This is a genomic window from Marivibrio sp., assembly GCF_040218065.1.
Lineage (GTDB): Bacteria > Pseudomonadota > Alphaproteobacteria > UBA8366 > Aestuariispiraceae > Marivibrio.
In genome coordinates this window covers 43,048-61,674 of sequence record NZ_JAVJQE010000005.1, presented here as the reverse complement: position 1 = coordinate 61,674, position 18,627 = coordinate 43,048, and the positions used below count along the sequence as shown (strand labels likewise).

Sequence of the window (18,627 nt, the reverse complement as noted above, 5' to 3'; positions counted from 1 at the left end):
GCCTCAGCGCCGCGCCGCCTGATGCTCGCGCCGAGCGACGTAGAGGGCGGCGCCGGCGATCAGCAACGCGCCCGCCCAGGTGACGAGGTCGCTGACCTGCGCGAAGAAGACCCAGCCGATCAGCGCGGTGAAGGGCAGGCGCGCGTAGTCGAAGGGCAGGACGACCGAGGCGTCGGCGCTCTCGAACGCCTTGGTGAGCGCGATCTGGCTGAGCGCGCCGATCGCGCCGATCCCCGCCCCGATCGCCCACATCGCGGGCGTCATCGGGACCCAGACCAGCGCCGCCGGGACGGCCGTCAGCGCCGTCAGCATCAAGGAGGTGTAGAGCACGATGCGCTGCGCCGGCTCGGTCCGTGTCAGCGTCTTCACCAGAAGCGCGGCCGAGGCCATGCCGGCGGCGGCCGTCAGCGCCCAGAGCGCGCCGACCTCCACCGCCGCCATGCCCGGGCGCAGAATCACCAGCACGCCGATGAAGCCGATCAGGATCGCGCTCCACCGGCGCAGACGCACCGTCTCGCCCAGGATCAGCGCGCTGCCGGCCGTCGCGATCAGGGGCGCTGTGAAGGTGATCGCCGTCGCCTCGGCCAGCGGCAGGGTGGCGAGCGCCGACATCCAGCCGATGACGCCCACCGCCGCCGCGAGCCCGCGCACCAGGAACAGGCCGGGCCGCGTGGTCTTGAGCCACGCCGGCCCCTCGCGCAGCACCACGGGCGCGATGATCGGCGCCATGACCAGCAGCGCGAACAGGCTGCGCAAAAAGGCGATCTGCAGCGGCGGGAAGCCGAGATCGGCGGCGAGACGCACCAACCCGTTCATGGCGCTGAACATCAGGGCCGCCAAGGTCATCAGCGCGGCGCCCGCGAGCGGACGGTCCTTGGCGGGGGGCGCGAAGGCGGGCAGGTCGCTTTCCGCCCGGTCGGGGGCGGGGTGCGCCCGCGCGGGCGGTCGATCCGTCCTGCGCTCCCGCTCCATCGCCCGGCCCTCTCCTCACGGCGCGCCCGCCAACTTGGCGGCCCCTATTCGTCGTGCTATCCCGGACGCGGTCTGGGTACAAGCGCCCGCCGCGGCGAAACAGCTGTGACGCGGAGCGTCCCGGCCGCCCGTTGCCGATCCAACTCTGGGAGAGACGAGCCGATGAGCGCACCGCTGTGGACCCCTTCCGAGGAGCGCGTCGCGAACGCCAACCTGACCCGCTTCATCGCCGAGGTGAACCGCCGTCACGGCCTGGCGCTCGCGGGCTACGGCGATCTCTGGACCTGGTCGGTCGAGCATATGGAGGATTTCTGGATCGACTTCTGGGAGTTCGCCGACATCAAGGCCGAGACCCGCGGCGAGCGGGTGCTGGTCGACGCCGACAAGATGCCCGGCGCGCAGTTCTTCCCGGACGCGCGGCTGAATTACGCCGAAAACCTGCTGCGCCGGCGCGACGACGCGGACGCCATCGTCTTTCGCGCCGAAGACAAGGTCGAGCGCCGGATGAGCTGGCGCGCGCTTTACGATTTGGTGAGCCGACTGGCCGGCGCGCTGAAGGCGGCGGGCGTCGAGCCGGGCGACCGCGTCGCCGGCTACATCCCCAACATGCCGGAGGCGACGGCCGCGATGCTGGCGGCGAGCGCGATCGGCGCGGTCTGGACCAGCTGTTCGCCAGATTTCGGCCAGCGCGGCGTCCTCGACCGCTTCGGCCAGTCGACGCCGAAGGTGCTGTTCTCGGCCGACGGCTATTTCTACAACGGCAAGACGCACAGTTCGCTCGCCAAGCTGCCGGAGATCCTGGCCGAGCTGCCGTCGGTGGAGCGGGTGGTGATCCTGCCGCTGACCGAGGACGCGCCCGACGTCTCCGCCGTGCCGCGGGCGAAGACGCTCGCCGACTTCGTCGCCGACCATCCGGCGGGCGAGATCGCCTTCGAACAGCTCCCCTTCAACCACCCGCTCTTCATCATGTATTCCAGCGGGACGACCGGCGCGCCGAAATGCATCACCCACGGCGCGGGCGGCACGCTCTTGAACCAGGTGAAGGAGCATCTGCTGCAGTGCGACGAGAAGCCGGGCGACCGGGTCTTCTACTTCACCACCTGCGGCTGGATGATGTGGAACTGGCTGCAGACCGCGCTCGCGGCCGAGGCGGCGATCATGCTCTATGACGGCTCGCCCTTCTATCCGGACGGAAACGTTCTGTTCGACTTCGCGGCTGAGGAGAAATGGACGCTGTTCGGCACGTCCGCCAAATATCTCGACGCGCTGGCCAAGGGCGGCTACCGGCCGAAGGATGCGCACGACCTCTCCAGCCTGCGCACGATCTGCTCCACCGGCTCCCCGCTGGCGCCGGAAGGCTTCGATTACGTCTATGACGCGATCAAGCAGGACGTGCAGCTGGCCTCGATCGCCGGCGGGACGGACATCATCGCCTGCTTCATGGCGGGCGACCCGACGGGCCCGGTCTATCGCGGCGAGATCCAGCGCCGCTGCCTCGCCATGGCGGTGGACGTGTTCGACGACGAAGGAAAGCCCGTGCGCGGCGAGCAAGGGGAGTTGGTCTGCACCAAGCCCTTCCCCTCGATGCCGATCGGCTTCTGGGGCGACGAGACGGGGGAGCGCTACAAGGCCGCCTATTTCGAGGATTTCCCCGGCGTGTGGACCCACGGCGACTTCGTCGAGCTGACGGAGCATGACGGGATCGTCGTCTACGGCCGCTCGGACGCGACGCTCAATCCCGGCGGGGTGCGCATCGGCACGGCCGAGATCTACCGCCAGGTAGAGAGCTTCGAGGAGATCCTGGAATCGATCGTCATCGGCCAGCAGTGGGACAACGACGTGCGCGTCGTCCTGTTCGTGCGCATGCAGGAGGGGTATGAACTGACCGACGCGCTGCGCGACCGGATCAAGAAGCACGTCCGGTCCATGTGCACGCCGCGCCACGTGCCGGCCAAGATCGTCGCGGTCTCCGACATCCCGCGCACCCGCTCCGGCAAGATCACCGAACTCGCGGTGCGCGACGTGGTCCACGGCCGAAAGGTCAAGAACAAGGAGGCGCTGGCGAACCCGGAGGCGCTGAAGCTCTACGAGGCGATTCCCGAACTGCAGGAATAGGGATCGCGCCCACGCCCTTGCATGAGGCGAAAGGGATAGACGGGATCTCGCCTACCCTTTCGGCTCCTCCACGTCGAACAGCTCGGCCGCCGCCAGCGTGGCGATGTCGTGCAGCTTGTGGTGCTTGGGGTCGTCGAGATCGACCAGGTTGGAGATGCGCGCGTACATCTCCGGGATGACCGTCTCCGAGCCGGTCTCGAGCCGTTGGCGCACGCCGTAGCGGATGCGCGCGCGCTCCTCCTCCGACAGTCGGCTCATCATGCCCTTGGTGATCCAGATGCGGCCGTCGGTGCAGAAGTCGGAGAGGCGCGCCGCCCGGTTGATCGTGTCGCCCAGCGCGGTGAACTCGATGAAGGTCGGGCCCTCGAAGGTGCCGAACCACTCCTCCCCCTGATCGAGGCCGATATTGAGGTGCAGGTCGGTCAGCCAGTTCTTCTTGCGCTTCCAGTCGCGGCTCACCTTCTCCATCGCCGCCTGCATCTCGAAAGCGCAGCGCACGGCGTTCATGAGGTAGTTGGAGTCCGGCTGCGGCAGGAAGTAGTAGAGCATGCCGTCGCCGGCGTGCTTGCCGTAGGTCGCGTAATATTTGCGCAGGTAGGGCTGCATCGTGGTCCAGATCGAGTTGATCAGCTCGAAATACTGCTCCGGCGGCAGCTCCGCGCAGATCCGCATCGAACTCTGCAAGTCCGCGACCAGCACCGCGAGCGGCGTCACGTAGGGCCGGCGCACGCGCAAGAGATCGCGGATCACGACGTCCCGGCGGCGCAGCCAGGAAAGGAAGCTCTCCTGCTCGCGCTTCTCCGGGGCGACGGTGAAGAAGATCCCCTCGCGGAAGAAGGTGGCGTAAAGCTTGTGCCAATCGGGCGCCGCCTCGCGCGGCGCGAGATTGACCTCCACCTCGCTCGTCATGCGGTGCGCGCCGATCGGCTCCACCCGATCGTAGAGCTGGCCGAGCAGTTCCGCTTCGCGGCTCTCCAGATCGGGGTTGCTGAGAAAGAGATAGGTCTTGCTGGCCCGCTTCTTGGCGATCGCCAGATGGAACTGCAACATCTCCGGCAATCCGTCCGCCTTGCGCACTGTCGAACTGCCCATCAGCAGGCTGAACAGGCTCGAATGCTCGATCGCGCGGGGCAGTCCGTCGCGGCGGTCGAACAGCCGCTCCAGCGCCGGCGCGTTCGCCCATTCGACCTGGAACTTGTGATTGACCAGATAGGCCGGGGTCGAGAGATCCTCGACCGTCAGATGGCGCAAGGCGCTGCGCGCGCCGTCCTCTTCGCCGCTCTCGCCGGCGTGCGCGCGCCCGCCGTTCAGCGCCGTCACCGTCCCGCTGGGACGGCCCGCCCCGTCGGAACGGCCAATACGGTCGTCGTCCGTCATCGCCCCTCTCCCTCTCGCGCCCGGCCTTTCTGCCGGCGAGCGGGCCGCCCGCGCCCCTTCTGGACGCCGGCCGCCGGTTTCTCCCAAAACCGAACCGAGACCCGCCCGTCTCTCCTAATCAGGACGAGTCCTTAGCGAATTCTTCACCATTTTTTGAAAAAAGGCAACAAAAAGCTTGTTTTCACTTGGTTTTTCTTAAGGCGGACGCAAGATGTTGGGGGCGTAGACCAGCAGGCCACAATTGGAGCCCGCTGTAAGGCCGATTTCTAGGCGCATGGACGCGGACGAACGATTCCCAGCATAGTCTGTTGCGGCTATAGCTTCGTCATTCGAGGCAGCACCTTAAGAAGTGCACGCAAAGATACATGCGTTGAGTATTTTAAACTTCATGAGGTTGACATCATGGTCTATGTAGCAATCATGTTTGCTTCGAATTGAGTCGTGTTTTAGAAGGGTAAATACCTTGAGCCTTCTTCTTTTGTGGAAGAGCAATCCAGAAGGTCTTGCTCAGTACCGCCTTCGCCAAATCGTGGCGATGGCTGGAACCGGCGAGCTTTCAGATCGAGGGACCTCGGCGCAGGAGTTTCGTGAATTTATCGCGCAACAAGAACTAATCCGACTGCAGGAATTTGTCCGAGAAGCTTTAGAGGATGGCTTTTCGAATAGCGGGTTCGCTTTACAGGATATAGTAAATGAGTTCGGTCGGCGCTTAGAATACGATGTGGAGTTTGGCCGATACCGAGGTACACGCGGTCCTGGAGGTTTTGATGGTCTGTGGAGGTCGCCTGACGGTTGGAGCCTGATTGTAGAAGTTAAGACGACTGACTCATATCGAATCAATCTTGATACGCTGGCGAATTACAGACGCGAGCTTGTTCAAGCTGGTCGCATTGACCCCGAACGTTCATCTATTCTTATAGTTGTGGGCCGAGACGACACGGGTGATTTGGAAGCACAGGTGCGCGGATCCCGTCACGCTTGGGATACTCGGATTATCAGCGCGAAGAGCCTTGGACAACTGGTCACCCTCCGCACCAAGGCAGATGATCATGCGACAGCCCGGCGTATCCGCAATCTATTGGAACCGGTAGAATATACACGATTAGATGGTTTGATTGAGACTCTCTTCATAACAGCTGAAGATGTTAGCGGAAGTTCGGACGCGCAAGCTGAGGAAGATTCATCTGACACGCAGGAGGAGGGCGGAGTCGTTGAAAGCCGAACGCAACGGCGCACGGCGCAAAGAGATATAGATGCGTTGAGGAACATCATACTGCAAACGCTGCACCTTGATGTAGTTGGCGAAAACCTCATTAAACGAAGCAAAGCGACATATTGGAGCGCGGATAGAGGCGTGAGAGTTTGTTGTACAATTTCAAAGTATTATGAAAGAACGGATCAATATTGGTATGCTGTTCATCCACAATGGGTGGAATTTCTTGATGAGGCGCCGAACGAATCGTATGTCGTCTATGGTTGCGTCGATAAGAATTTTTTCTTTGCTGTGCCCCACAGTGTACAAAGAGAGATTCTTGATAGGTTGAACAGCACTGAGCGACCAGATGGCAGAATGTATTGGCACATACACCTGGCGGAATTCTCTGAAGGTGATTGGCGAATCAAAATCCCAGGCGACGAAAACGGCCTTCCGGTGAACGAGTACCGGCATTTTCTAAAAGATCATCGGTAAACGCCTACACCCCCAACGCGCGCGCCAGGCGCTCGACGTGCGCGGCCGTCTCCTCCTCCGGCACGGCGGCGTAGCCGAGCAGCAGGCCCTGGCCGCCGAGGCTTTCGGCGTAGAAACTTGAAAGCGCGGAGACGTTGACGCCGGCCTCCGCCGCCAGGCGGCGGGCCGTCTGGTCGTCCATCCGGGCGGTCAGCTTGGGCGTCAGGCGGGCGACCAGATGCATGCCGGCCTCCGCCGGCTCGATCGCAAGCGCGTCGCCCAGGCGCGCGCGCACCGCCGCGAGCAAGGCGTCCTGCCGATCCTTGTAGCGCTTGCGCATGCGCCGGACGTGGGCGGCGAAGTGCCCCTCCTCCATGAAGGCCGCCAGCGCCGGCTGCGCCACGGTCGACGGGTGGTCGTCGAGCGCCGTGCGCGCGAAGCGGAAGGGGTCGATCAGATCGGCCGGCGCGACCAGATAGCCGATGCGCAGGCTGGGGAACATCACCTTGGAGAAGGTGCCGATATAGACGACCCGCCCGTCGCGGTCCAAGCCCTGGAGCGCCGCCAGCGGGCGGCCGGCGTAGCGGTATTCGCTGTCGTAATCATCCTCCAGGATCCAGCCGTCTCGGCGCTGCGCCCAGTCGAGCAGCATGAGCCGGCGGGCCAGCGTCATGGTGATCCCCAACGGATACTGCAGCGACGGCGCGACGCAGGCGAGCTTGGCCTCGGGCGCGCAGCGTTCCGCCCAGGCGACGTCCATGCCCTCCGCATCGACCGGGACGGCGATCTGGCGCGCGCCCGCCGCGGTCAGCGCGCCGCGCACGCCGGAGTAGCCCGGCTCCTCCACCAAAGCCGCGTCGCCCTCGTCCATCAGCACATGCGCCGCAAGGCCGATCGCCTGCTGCGCGCCGGAGACGACGATCACCTGCTCCGCCTCGCAGCGCACGCCGCGCACCGCACGCAAGTATCGGGCGATGGCCTGGCGCAGCGGCAGGTAGCCGGCCGGCTCCGCATTCGCCAGCAGATCGCGCGGCGGCCGGCGCCAGGCTTTGCTCATCAGCCGCGACCAGACGTCGAAGGGAAAGGCGTCGAGATCGGGCAGGCCGGGCGTGAAGGCGACGCTTTTCACCCCGCCGACCTTGCGCAGACGCGCCAGCCGATCTCCCCGATTGGAGAGGCCGCGCCGACGCGGGTGGGCCGCGAAAGGTTCCGGCGCCTCGATCTGGCGCGCCGACAGGGCGTCCTCCGGCAGTTCCTCGGACACGTAGGAGCCGGCGCCCACGCGCCCCACCAAATAGCCTTCCGCCAGCAACTGATCGAAGGCGCCCGTCACAGTATTGCGTGAGACGCCGAGATCGCGGGCGAGCGTACGGGTGGAGGGCAGGCGCGCCCCGGCGGACAAGCGTCCCGAGAGGATCAGATCGCGCAGCTGGTCGTATAGCTGGCGGTGCAGCGGGAGCGACTCGTCGCGCTCCAACGCCAGCGGCAGCAAGGCGGCGTCGGCGGCGCGTCGGGCCATGATCTCTCTCCGCAGGACCGTCAAAATGGCACTATCACTTTGCCGATTACGGCGCTGGCGGCCAAGCCAATTTTAGCGCCTTCTGCGAGCGCCCGCGCGCCGTTCCCTGGAGCCAGTTCCGATGACCGAGAGCCTGCAGACCGACCGCACCCGCTTGCGCCGCGCCCATGAGCGCGGCGCTTACGACCGCGACGCCGTTTACGCCGTCCTCGACGCGACGCCGATCTGCACGGTCGCCTACACGATCGCGGGTCAGCCCTTCGCCACCCCGACGATGCATTGGCGCGACGGCGACCGGCTTTATTGGCACGGCTCCGCCGCCAGCCGGATGCTGCGGACCGTTCGCGAGGCGCCGCCGGTCTGCCTGACGGTCGCCCTGTTCGACGGGCTGGTGCTGGCGCGCAGCGCGTTCCATCATTCGGCCAATTACCGCTCGGCCGTCGTGTTGGGTCGGGCGCGCCCGGTGGAGGACGCCGCGGAGAAGGAGGCGGCGCTCGACCTGTTGATGGCGCGCGTTGCGCCCGGGCGACTGGCCGAGGTGCGGGGCGCCACGGCCCAGGAAATCAAGGCGACGACCGTCGTCTCGATGCCGATTGAGGAGGCCTCCGCCAAGATCCGCACCGGCCCGCCGGTCGACGACGAGGCGGATTACGACGCTGTCGACGCCTGGGCCGGCGTGCTGCCGATCCGCCAGATCTGGGGCGCGCCGATCCCCGATCCGCGTCAGGCCGCCGACCGACCTGTCCCGGATTATCTGAGCCGGCTCGTCCGCGCCGCGCTCTGACCGCCGCCCGAACACTTCGCTCAAGGAGACCGCGTCATGCCCGACCCGACCATTCGCACCGTCGCCGCGCCCGACTTCGACGCGTGGCGGCCGCTCTATCTAGGCTATGGAGACTTCTACAAGGTCGCGATGAGCGACGAGACGCTGGCCCGGGTCTGGGGATGGCTGACGGACCCGGACCACGTGCTGGAAGGGCTGGTCGCAGAGGATGCGGACGGCCGCCTGGTCGGTCTCGCCCATTTCCGGGCGATGCCGAGCCCGCTGCGCGCGATCGAGGTGGGATTCCTGGACGATCTGTTCGTCGATCCCGCGGCGCGGGGCGGGAAGGTCGGCGAGGCCTTCTTCGCGCGCCTCGAAGAGATCTGCCGGGAGCGCGGCTGGCCCAAGATGCGCTGGATCACAGGCGACGACAATTATCGCGCCCGCACGCTCTACGACCGGATCGGGGTCAAGACCAGCTGGAACCTCTATGAGCTGACGGCCGACGCCTAAGTCGCGCCGTCCAGGAAACCCCAACCCCCGTCGGCCCGGTCGGGGCGCCGGCGCCGCGAGATCGAGCGTCGGGGGTCGGTCAACCGCGCGCCCGTCCCGAAGGACGAGGCCGGCGCCCGGCGGCGCGCCTAGCTCCCGTCCAGCATTCCCCGAAGTTTGTAAAGCGTCTCCAACGCCTCGCGCGGACTCAGATCGTCCGGGGCGACCGCCTTCAGCGCCTCCTCTACCGGCGAAGGGTCGGCCGGGCCTTGCGCGCGCTTCGCCGGCTGGCTCATCGCGCGGAACAGCGGCAGGTCGTCGACGAGGCGCGTCGCCGCGCCCGACTGCTCCCCCGCCTCCAGCGCGCGCAGCACCTCCTCCGCCCGGGCGACAACCGGCTCTGGCAGGCCGGCGAGCTTGGCGACGTGAATGCCGTAGCTCCGGTCGGCGGCGCCTGAGCCGACTTCGTGCAGGAACACGACGCGTCCCTCGAACTCCTTCACCCGCATGCAGTGCGGCTCCAACGCGTCCAGCCGTTCGGCCAGCGCGGTGAGCTCGTGGTAGTGCGTCGCGAAGAGCGCGCGCGCCTGCGCGACCTCGTGCAGATGTTCGACGCAGGCCCAGGCGATGGACAGCCCGTCGAAGGTCGCCGTCCCGCGCCCGATCTCGTCCAAGATCACGAGCGAGCGCTCGCTCGCCTGATTGAGGATGGTCGCGGTCTCGACCATCTCCACCATGAAGGTGGAGCGCCCGCGCGCCAAATCGTCGGCCGCGCCGACGCGGCTGAAGAGGCGGTCGACGACGCCGATATGCGCGCGCTCGGCCGGCACGTAGAGGCCGGCCTGGGCCAGGATAGCGATCAGCGCGTTCTGCCGCAGGAAGGTCGATTTACCCGCCATGTTGGGACCCGTCAGCAGCCACAGCCGCCGGTCGCGCGCCAGATCGCAGTCGTTTGCGACGAAGGGCTGCGGGTCGGCCTGGGCGGCCAGCGCCGCCTCGACCACCGGATGCCGCCCGCCGTTTATCTCGAAGGCCAGACTGTCGTCGACGACGGGCCGGCAGCAGCGCCGATCGACCGCCAGGTCCGCCGCGCCGGCGGCCAGATCGAGGCGCGCGATCGCCGCCGCGGCCGCCGCGATCGCGCCGGCGCGCTCCAGCACCTGGGCGACCAGGGCGTCGAACAGCTCCTGTTCGACGGCGAGCGCGCGGTCAGCGGCTTCCGCGATGTCGCGCGCGAGGTCCCCCAACTCGACCGTCGTGAAGCGCACGGCGTTCGCCATCGATTGCCGGTGGATGAAAGGCTCGCAGTCCAGCTTTTCGGCGTTCTTGGCCGTCACCTCGATGAACCAGCCCAGCACGTTGTTGTGCTTGATCTTCAGGCCGTCGACGCCGGCCTCCCGGCGATAGCGCGCCTCCAGATTGGCCATCAGCCGGCGGCTTTCGTCGCGCAGCTTGAGCAGTTCGTCCAGCTTCGGCGCGTAGCCGGCCGCGATGAAGCCGCCGTCGCGGGCGCTCGGACCGGGCTCCGGTTTCAGCGCGCGCTTCAGCTCGTCCACCAGCACGTCGTGGACCCCGAGATCGGAGAGCGCGCTCTCGATCTCCGGCGGCGCCGGCTCGCTCGCCCCGGCGGCCAGGGCCTTCAGCTTGGCGCTCAACGCCAAGCCGTCGGCCAGCGCCGCCAGATCGCGCGGCCCGCCGCGACCGAGGCTGAGGCGCGAGAGCGCGCGCTCCAGATCCGGCGCGCCGCGCAGCATCTCGCGAAGGTCGGCGCGCAGCCGGCTTTCCTCGACGAAGAAGCCGACCGCATCGAGGCGCCGGCCGATCGCCTGCGGGTCGGTCAACGGGGCCGACAGCCGCTCCGCCAACAGGCGCGCGCCGGGACCCGTGACCGTGCGGTCGACGGCCGCCAGCAGACTGCCCTGACGATCGCCCGACAGCGTGCGGGTCAGCTCCAGATTGCGGCGAGTCGCCTGGTCTATTTCCAGCAGCGCGCCGGCTGCGAGCCGCTTCGGCGCCGAGAGTCGCGGCAAGCGGCCGACCTGGGTCAACTCCAGATAATCGACCAGCGCGCCCAGCGCAGCCAGCTCCGCCCGCCCGAAGGACCCGAAGGCGTCCAGCGCCTCCACCTCGAACAGCTGCTTCAGGCGCCGTTCCGCATTGACCGAATCGAAGCGGCTGTCGGGCAAGGGCTGCACCAGCTCCCGCCAATCCGCGAGCGTCGCGGCCGCGCCGTCTCCGCCCTGCGTCAGCTTCTCCGGAGCCAGCAACTCGCCCGGATCGACCCGAGCCAGCGCCGCCGCCAAGGCCTCCGTCGCAACCGGCTGGCAGGCGAGCTCGCCCGTCGACATGTCGCACCAGGCGAGGGCCAAGTCGGCCCCGGCCCGCCCCAACGCCGCCAGGTAGTTGTGCGCGCGCGCGTCGAGCAGCGTCTCTTCGGTCAACGTGCCGGGCGTGACGACCCGCACGATCTCGCGCGCGACGACCGATTTGCCGCCGCGCTTTTTAGCCTCGGCCGGGTCTTCCGTCTGCTCGCACACCGCGACGCGGAAGCCCTTCTTGATCAGGCGCGAGAGATAGCCTTCCGCCGCATGGACCGGGACGCCGCACATCGGGATCGGCTCGCCCTTGTGCTGACCCCGCTTGGTCAGCGTGATGTCGAGCGCGGCGGCCGCCTTGCGCGCGTCCTCGAAGAACAGCTCGTAGAAATCGCCCATGCGGTAGAACAGCAGCGCGTCCGCATGGCTCTCCTTGATGGCCAGATACTGGGCCATCATCGGGGTCGTCTTCTCATCGGGCGCGGCGGGCTGATCCATGGCCGCCAAGGTAAAGGCGCGCTCGCGCGGCGAAAAGCCCCTCCGCCTCGGCGAAAGGGGGGCGGGCTGTGGGCGACCGCCCGTCTCGCCGGCGCCTTGAGATGCGTCGCCTCGGCCTTGAGCCGGGGGAACGGCGACAGGCGCCGGCGCCGCGAGACGCTGTCGGGCCGGACCAAGTCCGGCCCGACGGGAGGGCGCGCGCCCCGTCTTCACCCCCACCGATCGAGCAGCGCGTCCTCGAGAAGCGCGAGCCGCGGGCCGTCGGTCCAGACCAGGGCGCAGCGCACCGGACGGCCTGGATAGATCTCCCCCAAGAGACGACGGTAGAGCGCCATCTGGCGCAGATAGGCGGCCGGCGCGTCTTTCGGATCGGCGGGCGGCGGGCGCAGCGTCTTGTAGTCGGCGATCAGGACGGCCTCATCCGTCACCCGCAGCCGGTCCACCTGGCCCGCGATCACCGGGCGGCCGCCGTCCGCCTCCTCGGGGCCCAATCCGACGATCGGCGCCTCCGCCCGGCTTCCGGGCGCGAAGAGCTCGGCGAGCGCCGGCGCTTCAAGAACCGCCATGACCTCGTCCGCCAGCGCCGCGGCCTCGTCCTCGCTCAACCCGTGGGCCGGGCGGGCGAGATAGGTCTGCGCCGCCGCGCGCCGGCGCGCCGCCGGCAAGTCCGGCAGGGTCTGCAGCAATCGGTGGACCAGCCGCCCCCGCCGGAAGGGCAGCACCGCGCCCGCGCCCGGCGCGCCGCCGCCGCCGGCCAGGAGGGGCGAGCGCACGGGCGGGTCCTCCTCCGCCGGACGCGAGGGACTCAAGGGGCGCGGCGGGGAAGGGTCCTGCGGCGGCGGGCGGTCGATCCAGTCGGGCTGGGGGGCGGCCGGCGGGCCGGCGACGGCGGTCTCGGCGGCGGCGACCTCTGCGGCCTGGGGGCGCTCGAAGATCAGCCGCTCGCCGGTCCAGGCGACCGGCGCGGCGGGCGCGATCACGGCGTCGGCCTCGCGCCGGAAGCCGGGCGCGTCGGCCAGCCGCTCCAGCCCCGCTTTCGCCAGGCGATGCCAGCAATCGTCGGCCGGCGCCGTCTTGCCGTGGAAGCCGCACAGGATCAAACGATCCTGCGCCCGCGTCATGGCGACGTAGAGGAGGCGGCGATACTCCTCTTCGCGCGCGCGCTCCTCGTCGAGCTTGAGGTCGAGGGCGAGCGATTCCTCATACCGGCTCTTCGGCGTCCACAAGGGCAGGGTGCGCAGGCGGCCCGCCTCGTCGCGCGCGTCGAACCACCGCAAGGCCGGGCCTTGCCCGCCGCGCGGCTTGGAGACGGTGTCGGGAAGGATCGCCACGGGCGCCTCCAGGCCCTTTGCGCCGTGGACGGTCAGAATGCGCACCTCGTCGCGCTCGCCCGCCTCGAGGTCGCGTTTGATCTCCGCCTTGCCGCGCGCGAACCAGGCGAGGAAGCTCTGCAGCGACGGCGGCCCGCTGCGCTCATGCTGCAGGGCGAGCGAGAGAAATTCCTCGATCGGATCCTCGGCCTCGGTTCCCAGCCGCGCGATCAGCGCGCGTCGGCCCGGCAGCCCGCCGCCGTCGGCGGCCAGCGGCGCCGGGGCCTCGCGGGTCAGCGCGTCGTGATAAAGCTCGAAGGGCGGGCGCTGGTCGGCGTCGGCCATCAGACCGGCGAGCCAATCGACCGCCCCCTCCATCTTGGGGTCGCGCTTCGCCGCGGCGCGCAGTCGGCGCCACAGGCTCTCGCCCTCGCGCCCGTGCGCCAGCCGGAACAGATCCTCGTCGTCGAACCCGACAAACGGGCTTTTCAGCACGCAGGCGAGGTTGAGGTCGTCCTCCGGCATCAGCAGCACGTGGCCGAGCGCGATCAGATCCATCACCGCAATCTGCTCGGTCAGCACCATGCGGTCGACGCCGGCCACCGGCACGGAACGGCGCTTCAAGGCGCGCACCAGCTGGTCGACGAAACCGGTGCGATGGCGGACCAGCACCATCACGTCGCCGGCGCGGATCGGCCGGCCCAGGCTCTCGATCGTCTCGCCCCGGCCGATCCAGCCGGCGACCTCTTCGGCGATCCCCTCGGCGAGTCGATAGCTCGGGCTGTCGGCCGCCGCGCTCGCCTCGGGCGGGGCCCAGGCGTCCTCCTCTCCCTCCTCCTCGGCGGGCGCGACGAGGGGCCACAGCTCGACCCGCCCGCCGGCGCCGACGCGCTGCGGGCGGTGCCGCACGGCCCGGCCCTCCTCGCCCACGCCTTGGGCGGCGGGCGCTTCGGCGAAGGTCGCGTCGACCGCCTGCAGCACCGCCTCCGTGGAGCGGAAGGAGAAGTCGAAATCGACCCCGCGAAAGGTCTGGCGCGCCGCCTCCGCCCGATCGGCGAAATGGCCGCGCATGGCGCGAAAGGCTTCCGGATCCGCGCGCTGGAAGCTGTAGATCGACTGCTTGCCGTCGCCGACCGCGAAGACGGTGCGCGGCGCCGGCCCGGCGATCCCCTCGCCGGAGAAGAACTCTTCGGCGAGCGCGCCGACGATCTCCCACTGCTCCGGATTGGTGTCCTGCGCCTCGTCGATCAGGATGTGCTCTAGGCCCTCGTCCAGCTTGAACAAGACCCAGGCCGGCACGTCGGCGCCCGCCAGCATGTCGCGCGCCTTGACGATCAGATCGTCGTAGTCGAGCCGCGCGCGCGCCGCCTTCGCCCGGGCGTAGGCGTCCAGGATCTGCGCCCCGAGGCGGATCAGCCCGCCCGTCGCCTCTGCGGTCGCCTGGATGCGCTGGCGCTCGTCGGCCAGCAGCAGCCGGCGCTGCTCGGCGCGCAGCACCTCTTCCGCATCCGGCGCGGCCTCGATCGTCGCCTTGGTCAGCAGGTTCTTCTTCGGCGCGTAGTCGCCGGTCAGGAACTGGCTGCGATAGCGCGAGAACAGCTCGACCCGCCCCTCCGGCCCGGCGGCCAGCCAGGCGAGCACGGTGCGCGCCAGCTCCTGCTCGCCCTTGCCCTTTCCGTGTTCGAGGACCGTGCGCGCGCTGGCCTGCAGGGTCATGAGCTCGACCGCCGCATCCTCGCAGGCGCGTCGGACCGCCTCCTCCTCGCTCACGCCCGGCTCGGCGCCGAGCGCGCGCTCGACCGCGGCGACGGCGCCGTCGACGTCGCCGGCCGCGCCGAGCGCCCGGGCGAGGCGCGCGCGCTCGCCCGCCAGCGCGCGCATCAGATCGGCGAACTGCTCCTCATTGACCCGGCGCGTGACGGCGGCGAGCGCGCGGGCGATTTCCCCGCCCCCTGCATCCGCCGGCGCCGCGCCGTCCACCTGCGCCGCGCGCAGGACGGTGTCGCGCGCGGTGCGCATCAGGTCGGCCGCCTCACGCTCCTCCATCACCTCGAAACGCGGCGAGACGCCGGCCTCCAGCGGAAAGCGGCCGAGCAGCGACTGGCAGAAGCTGTGCACCGTCTGGATCTTGAGCCCCCCTTCGGCGTCCAGCACGGTGGCGAAGAGCGTGCGCGCGCGCTCCAGCTTCTCCGCGTTCACGCCGCCGCCGTCGAGCGCTCGGATCTCCGCCTTCAACGGCTCGTCGTCGAGGCCCGTCCACCGGCCGAGGCGCTTGTTGAGCCGGTTCGCCATTTCGGCCGCGGCGGCCTTGGTGAAGGTGATGCACAGGATGCGCTCCGGCTTGGCGCCGTTCACCATCAGCGCCAGCACCCGGTCGGTCAGCACCTTCGTCTTGCCGCTGCCGGCGTTCGCCTCGACCCAGACGCTGGCGGTCGGATCGGCGGCGCGCTGCTGGATGGCCGTGGGGGAAAGCTCGCTCATCCCTCGCCTCCCCCGAGGTCGGCGCGCGCCCATTCGGCGACGCGGGCGAGGTGGGCGTAGTCGTTGAAGCGGGGCGCGCGGGTCGGGCGCGGCAGGGCGGTGTAGGGGCGGCTCTCCTCGTCGAAGGCGGCGACCAGGCGCTTCAAACCGTCCTGCGCCTCGAGCGCGACCTCGCCGATATTGACCTTGGGCGCCTTGATCTCGCCCGGCGGGTCGCCGCCGGACAGCCGCCAGAAGGCGAGTTCCACCACGGCGGCCGGGGCCAGATCCTTGAAGCCCCCTTCCATCGCCATCGCCGCTTCGAGCGGCAATTGCGGGGCGTAGCCGGCGGCGAGGTCCTTGGCCGTCGGAGGCTGACCGGTCTTGTAGTCCAGGATCGCGTAGCCGCCGCCATGCACGAGATCGATGCGGTCGGCGGTCGCGGTCAGGGTGAAGGGGCCGGCCGGCCCGTCGAGGCGCAATTCGCCGCGGATTTCAGTCGCGCTTTTGACCAGGCCCTCCGCACGGCGCGCGCGCTCGGCGGCCAGAAACCAGCGCGCGATGCGCTCGAAGCGCGGCCACCAGAAGGCGCGGACCTCAGGCCGGTCCAGCGCGTGCGGACCGAACGCCGCCTCGCCGCAGCGCAGAAGGGCGTCCAGCGCCTGCGCATCGTCGGGCAGCGCGCGCTCCGGCGGATAGGCCGCGACGAATCGGTCGAGGGCGTCGTGGATGAACGAGCCGCGCTCGGCCGCGCCGAAGTCGGCGTCGATGTCGTCCAGCTTGGCGAGGCCAAGGATGCGCTCGGCGTAGATCGCGTAAGGGTCGCGCAGCCACGCCTCTATGCGCGTCACGGACAGGCTGCGCGGGCGGGCCGCGACCGGGGGCGTCGGCGCCGGCGGCTTCAGCGGCGCGCTGCGCTCCTGGTCGTGCAGGCTGCGCTCCCAGGCGAGGAAATCAGCAGCCCGGCCGAGATTGGGGCCGAGCCGGTCGGCGAGTCCGGCGCGCGCCAGCACGACGGCGAGCCGCTCAAGCCACCGGCTGGCGACCGTCGGCTGGCCGTCGACCTTGGCGGCGCGGGACAAGAGCACCTGCGGCGCGGCGAAGGCTTGCGCGAAGTCGTGCGCGGCCAGCCCGATGCGCCGCTCCAGCGCCGGCAGGCCGAAATCGCGGCGCATCGGCCGCGACATCCAGGGGTCGGCCTCCGGCTCCGGCGGCCAGGTCCCTTCGTTGAGGCCGCCCAGAACCACCACATCGGCGTGCTGAAGGCGGGCCTCCAACGGCCCCCAGATGAAGACGCGCGGATGCCGGCCGTAGGCGGGTCGGACGACGGCGCCGCTCATCAAGGCCTCCAGCAGGGCGGGGTAGTCCCCGCCGGGGATCGGCTCCATCACCGGGTCGCCGCCCGCGCCGGGCGCGGCGGCGTCGAGCGCTTCGGCCGTCAGCTCCGCCAGCGCCTCGCCCTCCTCCCCGCGCCACAGGCGGCGCGCGCCCTCATCGGCGTCGCTGGCGGCGACCGCCTCGGCGGCGGCGACATGAGCTTCGATCAAGGCCGACAGATCGGCCTGCGTCTCCGCGGCCAGCAGCCGCCGCAGCGGCTCCAGCGCCGACTCGATCCGGGCGATCAACGCTTCCGCCCGCGCGGCGTCGAGCCAGCGCCGCTTGAAGCGATCCTCGGCGGCTTCGGCGAGCGCGGCGCGCAGGCCCTTCGCCCCCGGTCCCGGTTTCGGTCCGCGCAGGATCGCGCGCTCCAGATAGCGCACCTCGCGGCGCAAGGCGGCCGGCGCCAGCCCGAGGCCCGCGAGCGGGTGCTTCAGAAGCGCCAAAAGCGGGATCGGCGCGAAGCCGGTCAGCGCGGTCTCCGCGACCAGTCGAAAGAAAACCCCGGTCTGGCTCTGCGCCAGCGGGCGGCCGGCCGAATCGTCCACCGCGATTCCCCAGCGCGCCAGCGCGGCGGCCGTGCGCCGGGCGAGGTTGCGGTCGGGCGTGACCAGGGCGGCGGTGCGTCCGTCCGTCTCCAACGCCTCGCGCAGCGCCAGCGCGATCGAGCCCGCCTCCGCCGCCGCGCTCGGCGCCTCCAGCCAGGCGACGCCGTCCGCGGCCTCGGCCGGCAGGTCGCCGGCGCGCCGCCAGGCGGCGGTGGTGCTGGCGGGCCGCAAGGCTTCCGCGATCAGCGCGGCGCGCGCCGCGCGGGCCGGGTCCGCCTCGGCGTCGCCGGGCGCGGGCCAATCCGGGATCTCCGCGCGCGACAGACCCAGGCGTGCGATCAGACGCGACAGGCCGTGCTGCGGGTGGCTGGGATCGCCCTCGACCGCGCGCCAGGCCGCCTCGCCCAATCGGCGATCCAGCCCCGGCAGCACGACGCGCCCGCGCGGCAAGGCCGCGACCGCGTTCAGCAGATCGGCCGTCGCGGGGATCGAGCCGGTCGAACCGGCGGCGACGACGTCGAGGTCCGGCGGGTCCTCCGCCCAGGCCTCGGCCTGGGTCCGGATCAGACGGTTGCGCCGGTCCGCCGGGTCCAGCGCGCCGATCTCGGCCAGCATCGGCGGCCAGGCGGTGCGCAGGATCGACAGGAAATCGACGGTGAGCCGCCAGTGATCGGCGTAGAGATCGGGGACCAGCGCTGACACCTGATCGAGACTGAGGCCTTCGGTCTGCACCTGATCGAGGAGCCGCGCCAACTCGTCGGCCAGCATCAAGGCGCGATCCGGCGAGGGGCGGTCGCGCTCGGCCGCACCGCCCAGAACCGGGGCGGCCATGATCAGGCGCGCCAACAGGAAGCGCCGGCGCATCGGCTGAATCGCCGGCGGCAGCTCGAGCAACTCCGCCCCGGCCGAGGCGGGATCGCCGACAGCGCCCAGGATCAGTTCCTCCTCGTCGACGTCGCCGATCGGCTGCATGCGCGGCAGCAGCAGGGCGCGGCCGTCGCTCGCCCGTAAGAAGGCCTCGCGCAGGCTGCGGCAGGCGCGCCGAGTGGGCAGCAGGATCAACGTGTCGGCGAGGCTCTCCGCCCCGCGCGGATGGGCCTCAGCCTCCGCCAGCAGGCCGGCGGCCAGCGCATCCACGAAGGGACGGGTCGGCGGGATGGTGTAGACGGACGACACGGCGATGGGCGGCTTTCGCGCTGAGCGGGAAAAATC

General features: G+C 69.8%; 10 protein-coding genes. 4 read left to right on the top strand and 6 right to left on the bottom strand.

The window, feature by feature from the left end; genetic code table 11:
• Nucleotides 1–3 precede the first annotated feature (3 nt).
• Nucleotides 4–972, bottom strand: a complete 969-nt coding sequence (locus RIB45_RS02550; RefSeq protein ID WP_350048454.1) for a DMT family transporter — start codon at nucleotides 970–972, stop codon at nucleotides 4–6.
• Between the two features lie 162 nt (nucleotides 973–1,134).
• On the opposite strand from RIB45_RS02550, the gene RIB45_RS02545 reads away from it, so the two are divergent.
• The gene (locus RIB45_RS02545) at nucleotides 1,135–3,087 is read left to right on the top strand and encodes an acetoacetate--CoA ligase (protein ID WP_350048452.1); all 1,953 of its coding nucleotides are present in this window, start codon (nucleotides 1,135–1,137) and stop codon (nucleotides 3,085–3,087) included.
• A 51-nt stretch (nucleotides 3,088–3,138) separates the two neighbouring features.
• Here RIB45_RS02545 and RIB45_RS02540 read toward each other — a convergent pair whose 3' ends face one another.
• Nucleotides 3,139–4,464, bottom strand: a complete 1,326-nt coding sequence (locus tag RIB45_RS02540) for an adenylate/guanylate cyclase domain-containing protein (RefSeq protein WP_350048450.1) — start codon at nucleotides 4,462–4,464, stop codon at nucleotides 3,139–3,141.
• 463 nt (nucleotides 4,465–4,927) lie between these two features.
• On the opposite strand from RIB45_RS02540, the gene RIB45_RS02535 reads away from it, so the two are divergent.
• Entirely contained in the window at nucleotides 4,928–6,154 is a 1,227-nt protein-coding gene (locus RIB45_RS02535; RefSeq protein WP_350048448.1) for a hypothetical protein, read from the top strand.
• Nucleotides 6,155–6,158: 4 nt separating this feature from the next.
• Here the strand turns inward: RIB45_RS02535 and pdxR are convergent, their stop codons facing one another.
• The gene (pdxR, locus tag RIB45_RS02530) at nucleotides 6,159–7,652 is read right to left on the bottom strand and encodes a MocR-like pyridoxine biosynthesis transcription factor PdxR (RefSeq protein ID WP_350048446.1); all 1,494 of its coding nucleotides are present in this window, start codon (nucleotides 7,650–7,652) and stop codon (nucleotides 6,159–6,161) included.
• Nucleotides 7,653–7,773: 121 nt separating this feature from the next.
• On the opposite strand from pdxR, the gene RIB45_RS02525 reads away from it, so the two are divergent.
• Nucleotides 7,774–8,436, top strand: a complete 663-nt coding sequence (locus tag RIB45_RS02525) for a pyridoxamine 5'-phosphate oxidase family protein (RefSeq protein WP_350048444.1) — start codon at nucleotides 7,774–7,776, stop codon at nucleotides 8,434–8,436.
• A 36-nt stretch (nucleotides 8,437–8,472) separates the two neighbouring features.
• Nucleotides 8,473–8,928: a GNAT family N-acetyltransferase gene (locus RIB45_RS02520; protein ID WP_350048442.1), complete on the top strand. Its 456-nt coding sequence runs from the start codon at nucleotides 8,473–8,475 to the stop codon at nucleotides 8,926–8,928.
• 128 nt (nucleotides 8,929–9,056) lie between these two features.
• Here RIB45_RS02520 and mutS read toward each other — a convergent pair whose 3' ends face one another.
• From mutS to addB, 3 genes are all read right to left on the bottom strand, one after another.
• Complete coding sequence (mutS, locus tag RIB45_RS02515; RefSeq protein ID WP_350048440.1) at nucleotides 9,057–11,720, bottom strand: DNA mismatch repair protein MutS; 2,664 nt, start codon at nucleotides 11,718–11,720, stop codon at nucleotides 9,057–9,059.
• Between the two features lie 209 nt (nucleotides 11,721–11,929).
• Complete coding sequence (gene addA, locus RIB45_RS02510) at nucleotides 11,930–15,511, bottom strand: double-strand break repair helicase AddA (RefSeq protein ID WP_350048438.1); 3,582 nt, start codon at nucleotides 15,509–15,511, stop codon at nucleotides 11,930–11,932.
• A complete protein-coding gene (gene addB / locus RIB45_RS02505) occupies nucleotides 15,508–18,591 on the bottom strand; it encodes a double-strand break repair protein AddB (protein WP_350048436.1) in 3,084 nt (1,027 codons plus the stop codon). The genes addA and addB overlap by 4 nt, the downstream gene beginning before the upstream one ends.
• Nucleotides 18,592–18,627 lie beyond the last annotated feature (36 nt).

Bases quoted from the DNA above. Each gene is read 5' to 3' on its own strand.
- RIB45_RS02550 (WP_350048454.1), bottom strand. From the start codon at position 972: ATGGAGCGGGAGCGCAGGACGGATCGACCGCCCGCGCGGGCGCACCCC.
- addA (WP_350048438.1), bottom strand. From the start codon at position 15,511: ATGAGCGAGCTTTCCCCCACGGCCATCCAGCAGCGCGCCGCCGATCCG.
- RIB45_RS02540 (WP_350048450.1), bottom strand. From the start codon at position 4,464: ATGACGGACGACGACCGTATTGGCCGTTCCGACGGGGCGGGCCGTCCC.
- RIB45_RS02520 (WP_350048442.1), top strand. From the start codon at position 8,473: ATGCCCGACCCGACCATTCGCACCGTCGCCGCGCCCGACTTCGACGCG.
- mutS (WP_350048440.1), bottom strand. From the start codon at position 11,720: ATGGATCAGCCCGCCGCGCCCGATGAGAAGACGACCCCGATGATGGCC.
- pdxR (WP_350048446.1), bottom strand. From the start codon at position 7,652: ATGGCCCGACGCGCCGCCGACGCCGCCTTGCTGCCGCTGGCGTTGGAG.
- RIB45_RS02545 (WP_350048452.1), top strand. From the start codon at position 1,135: ATGAGCGCACCGCTGTGGACCCCTTCCGAGGAGCGCGTCGCGAACGCC.
- RIB45_RS02525 (WP_350048444.1), top strand. From the start codon at position 7,774: ATGACCGAGAGCCTGCAGACCGACCGCACCCGCTTGCGCCGCGCCCAT.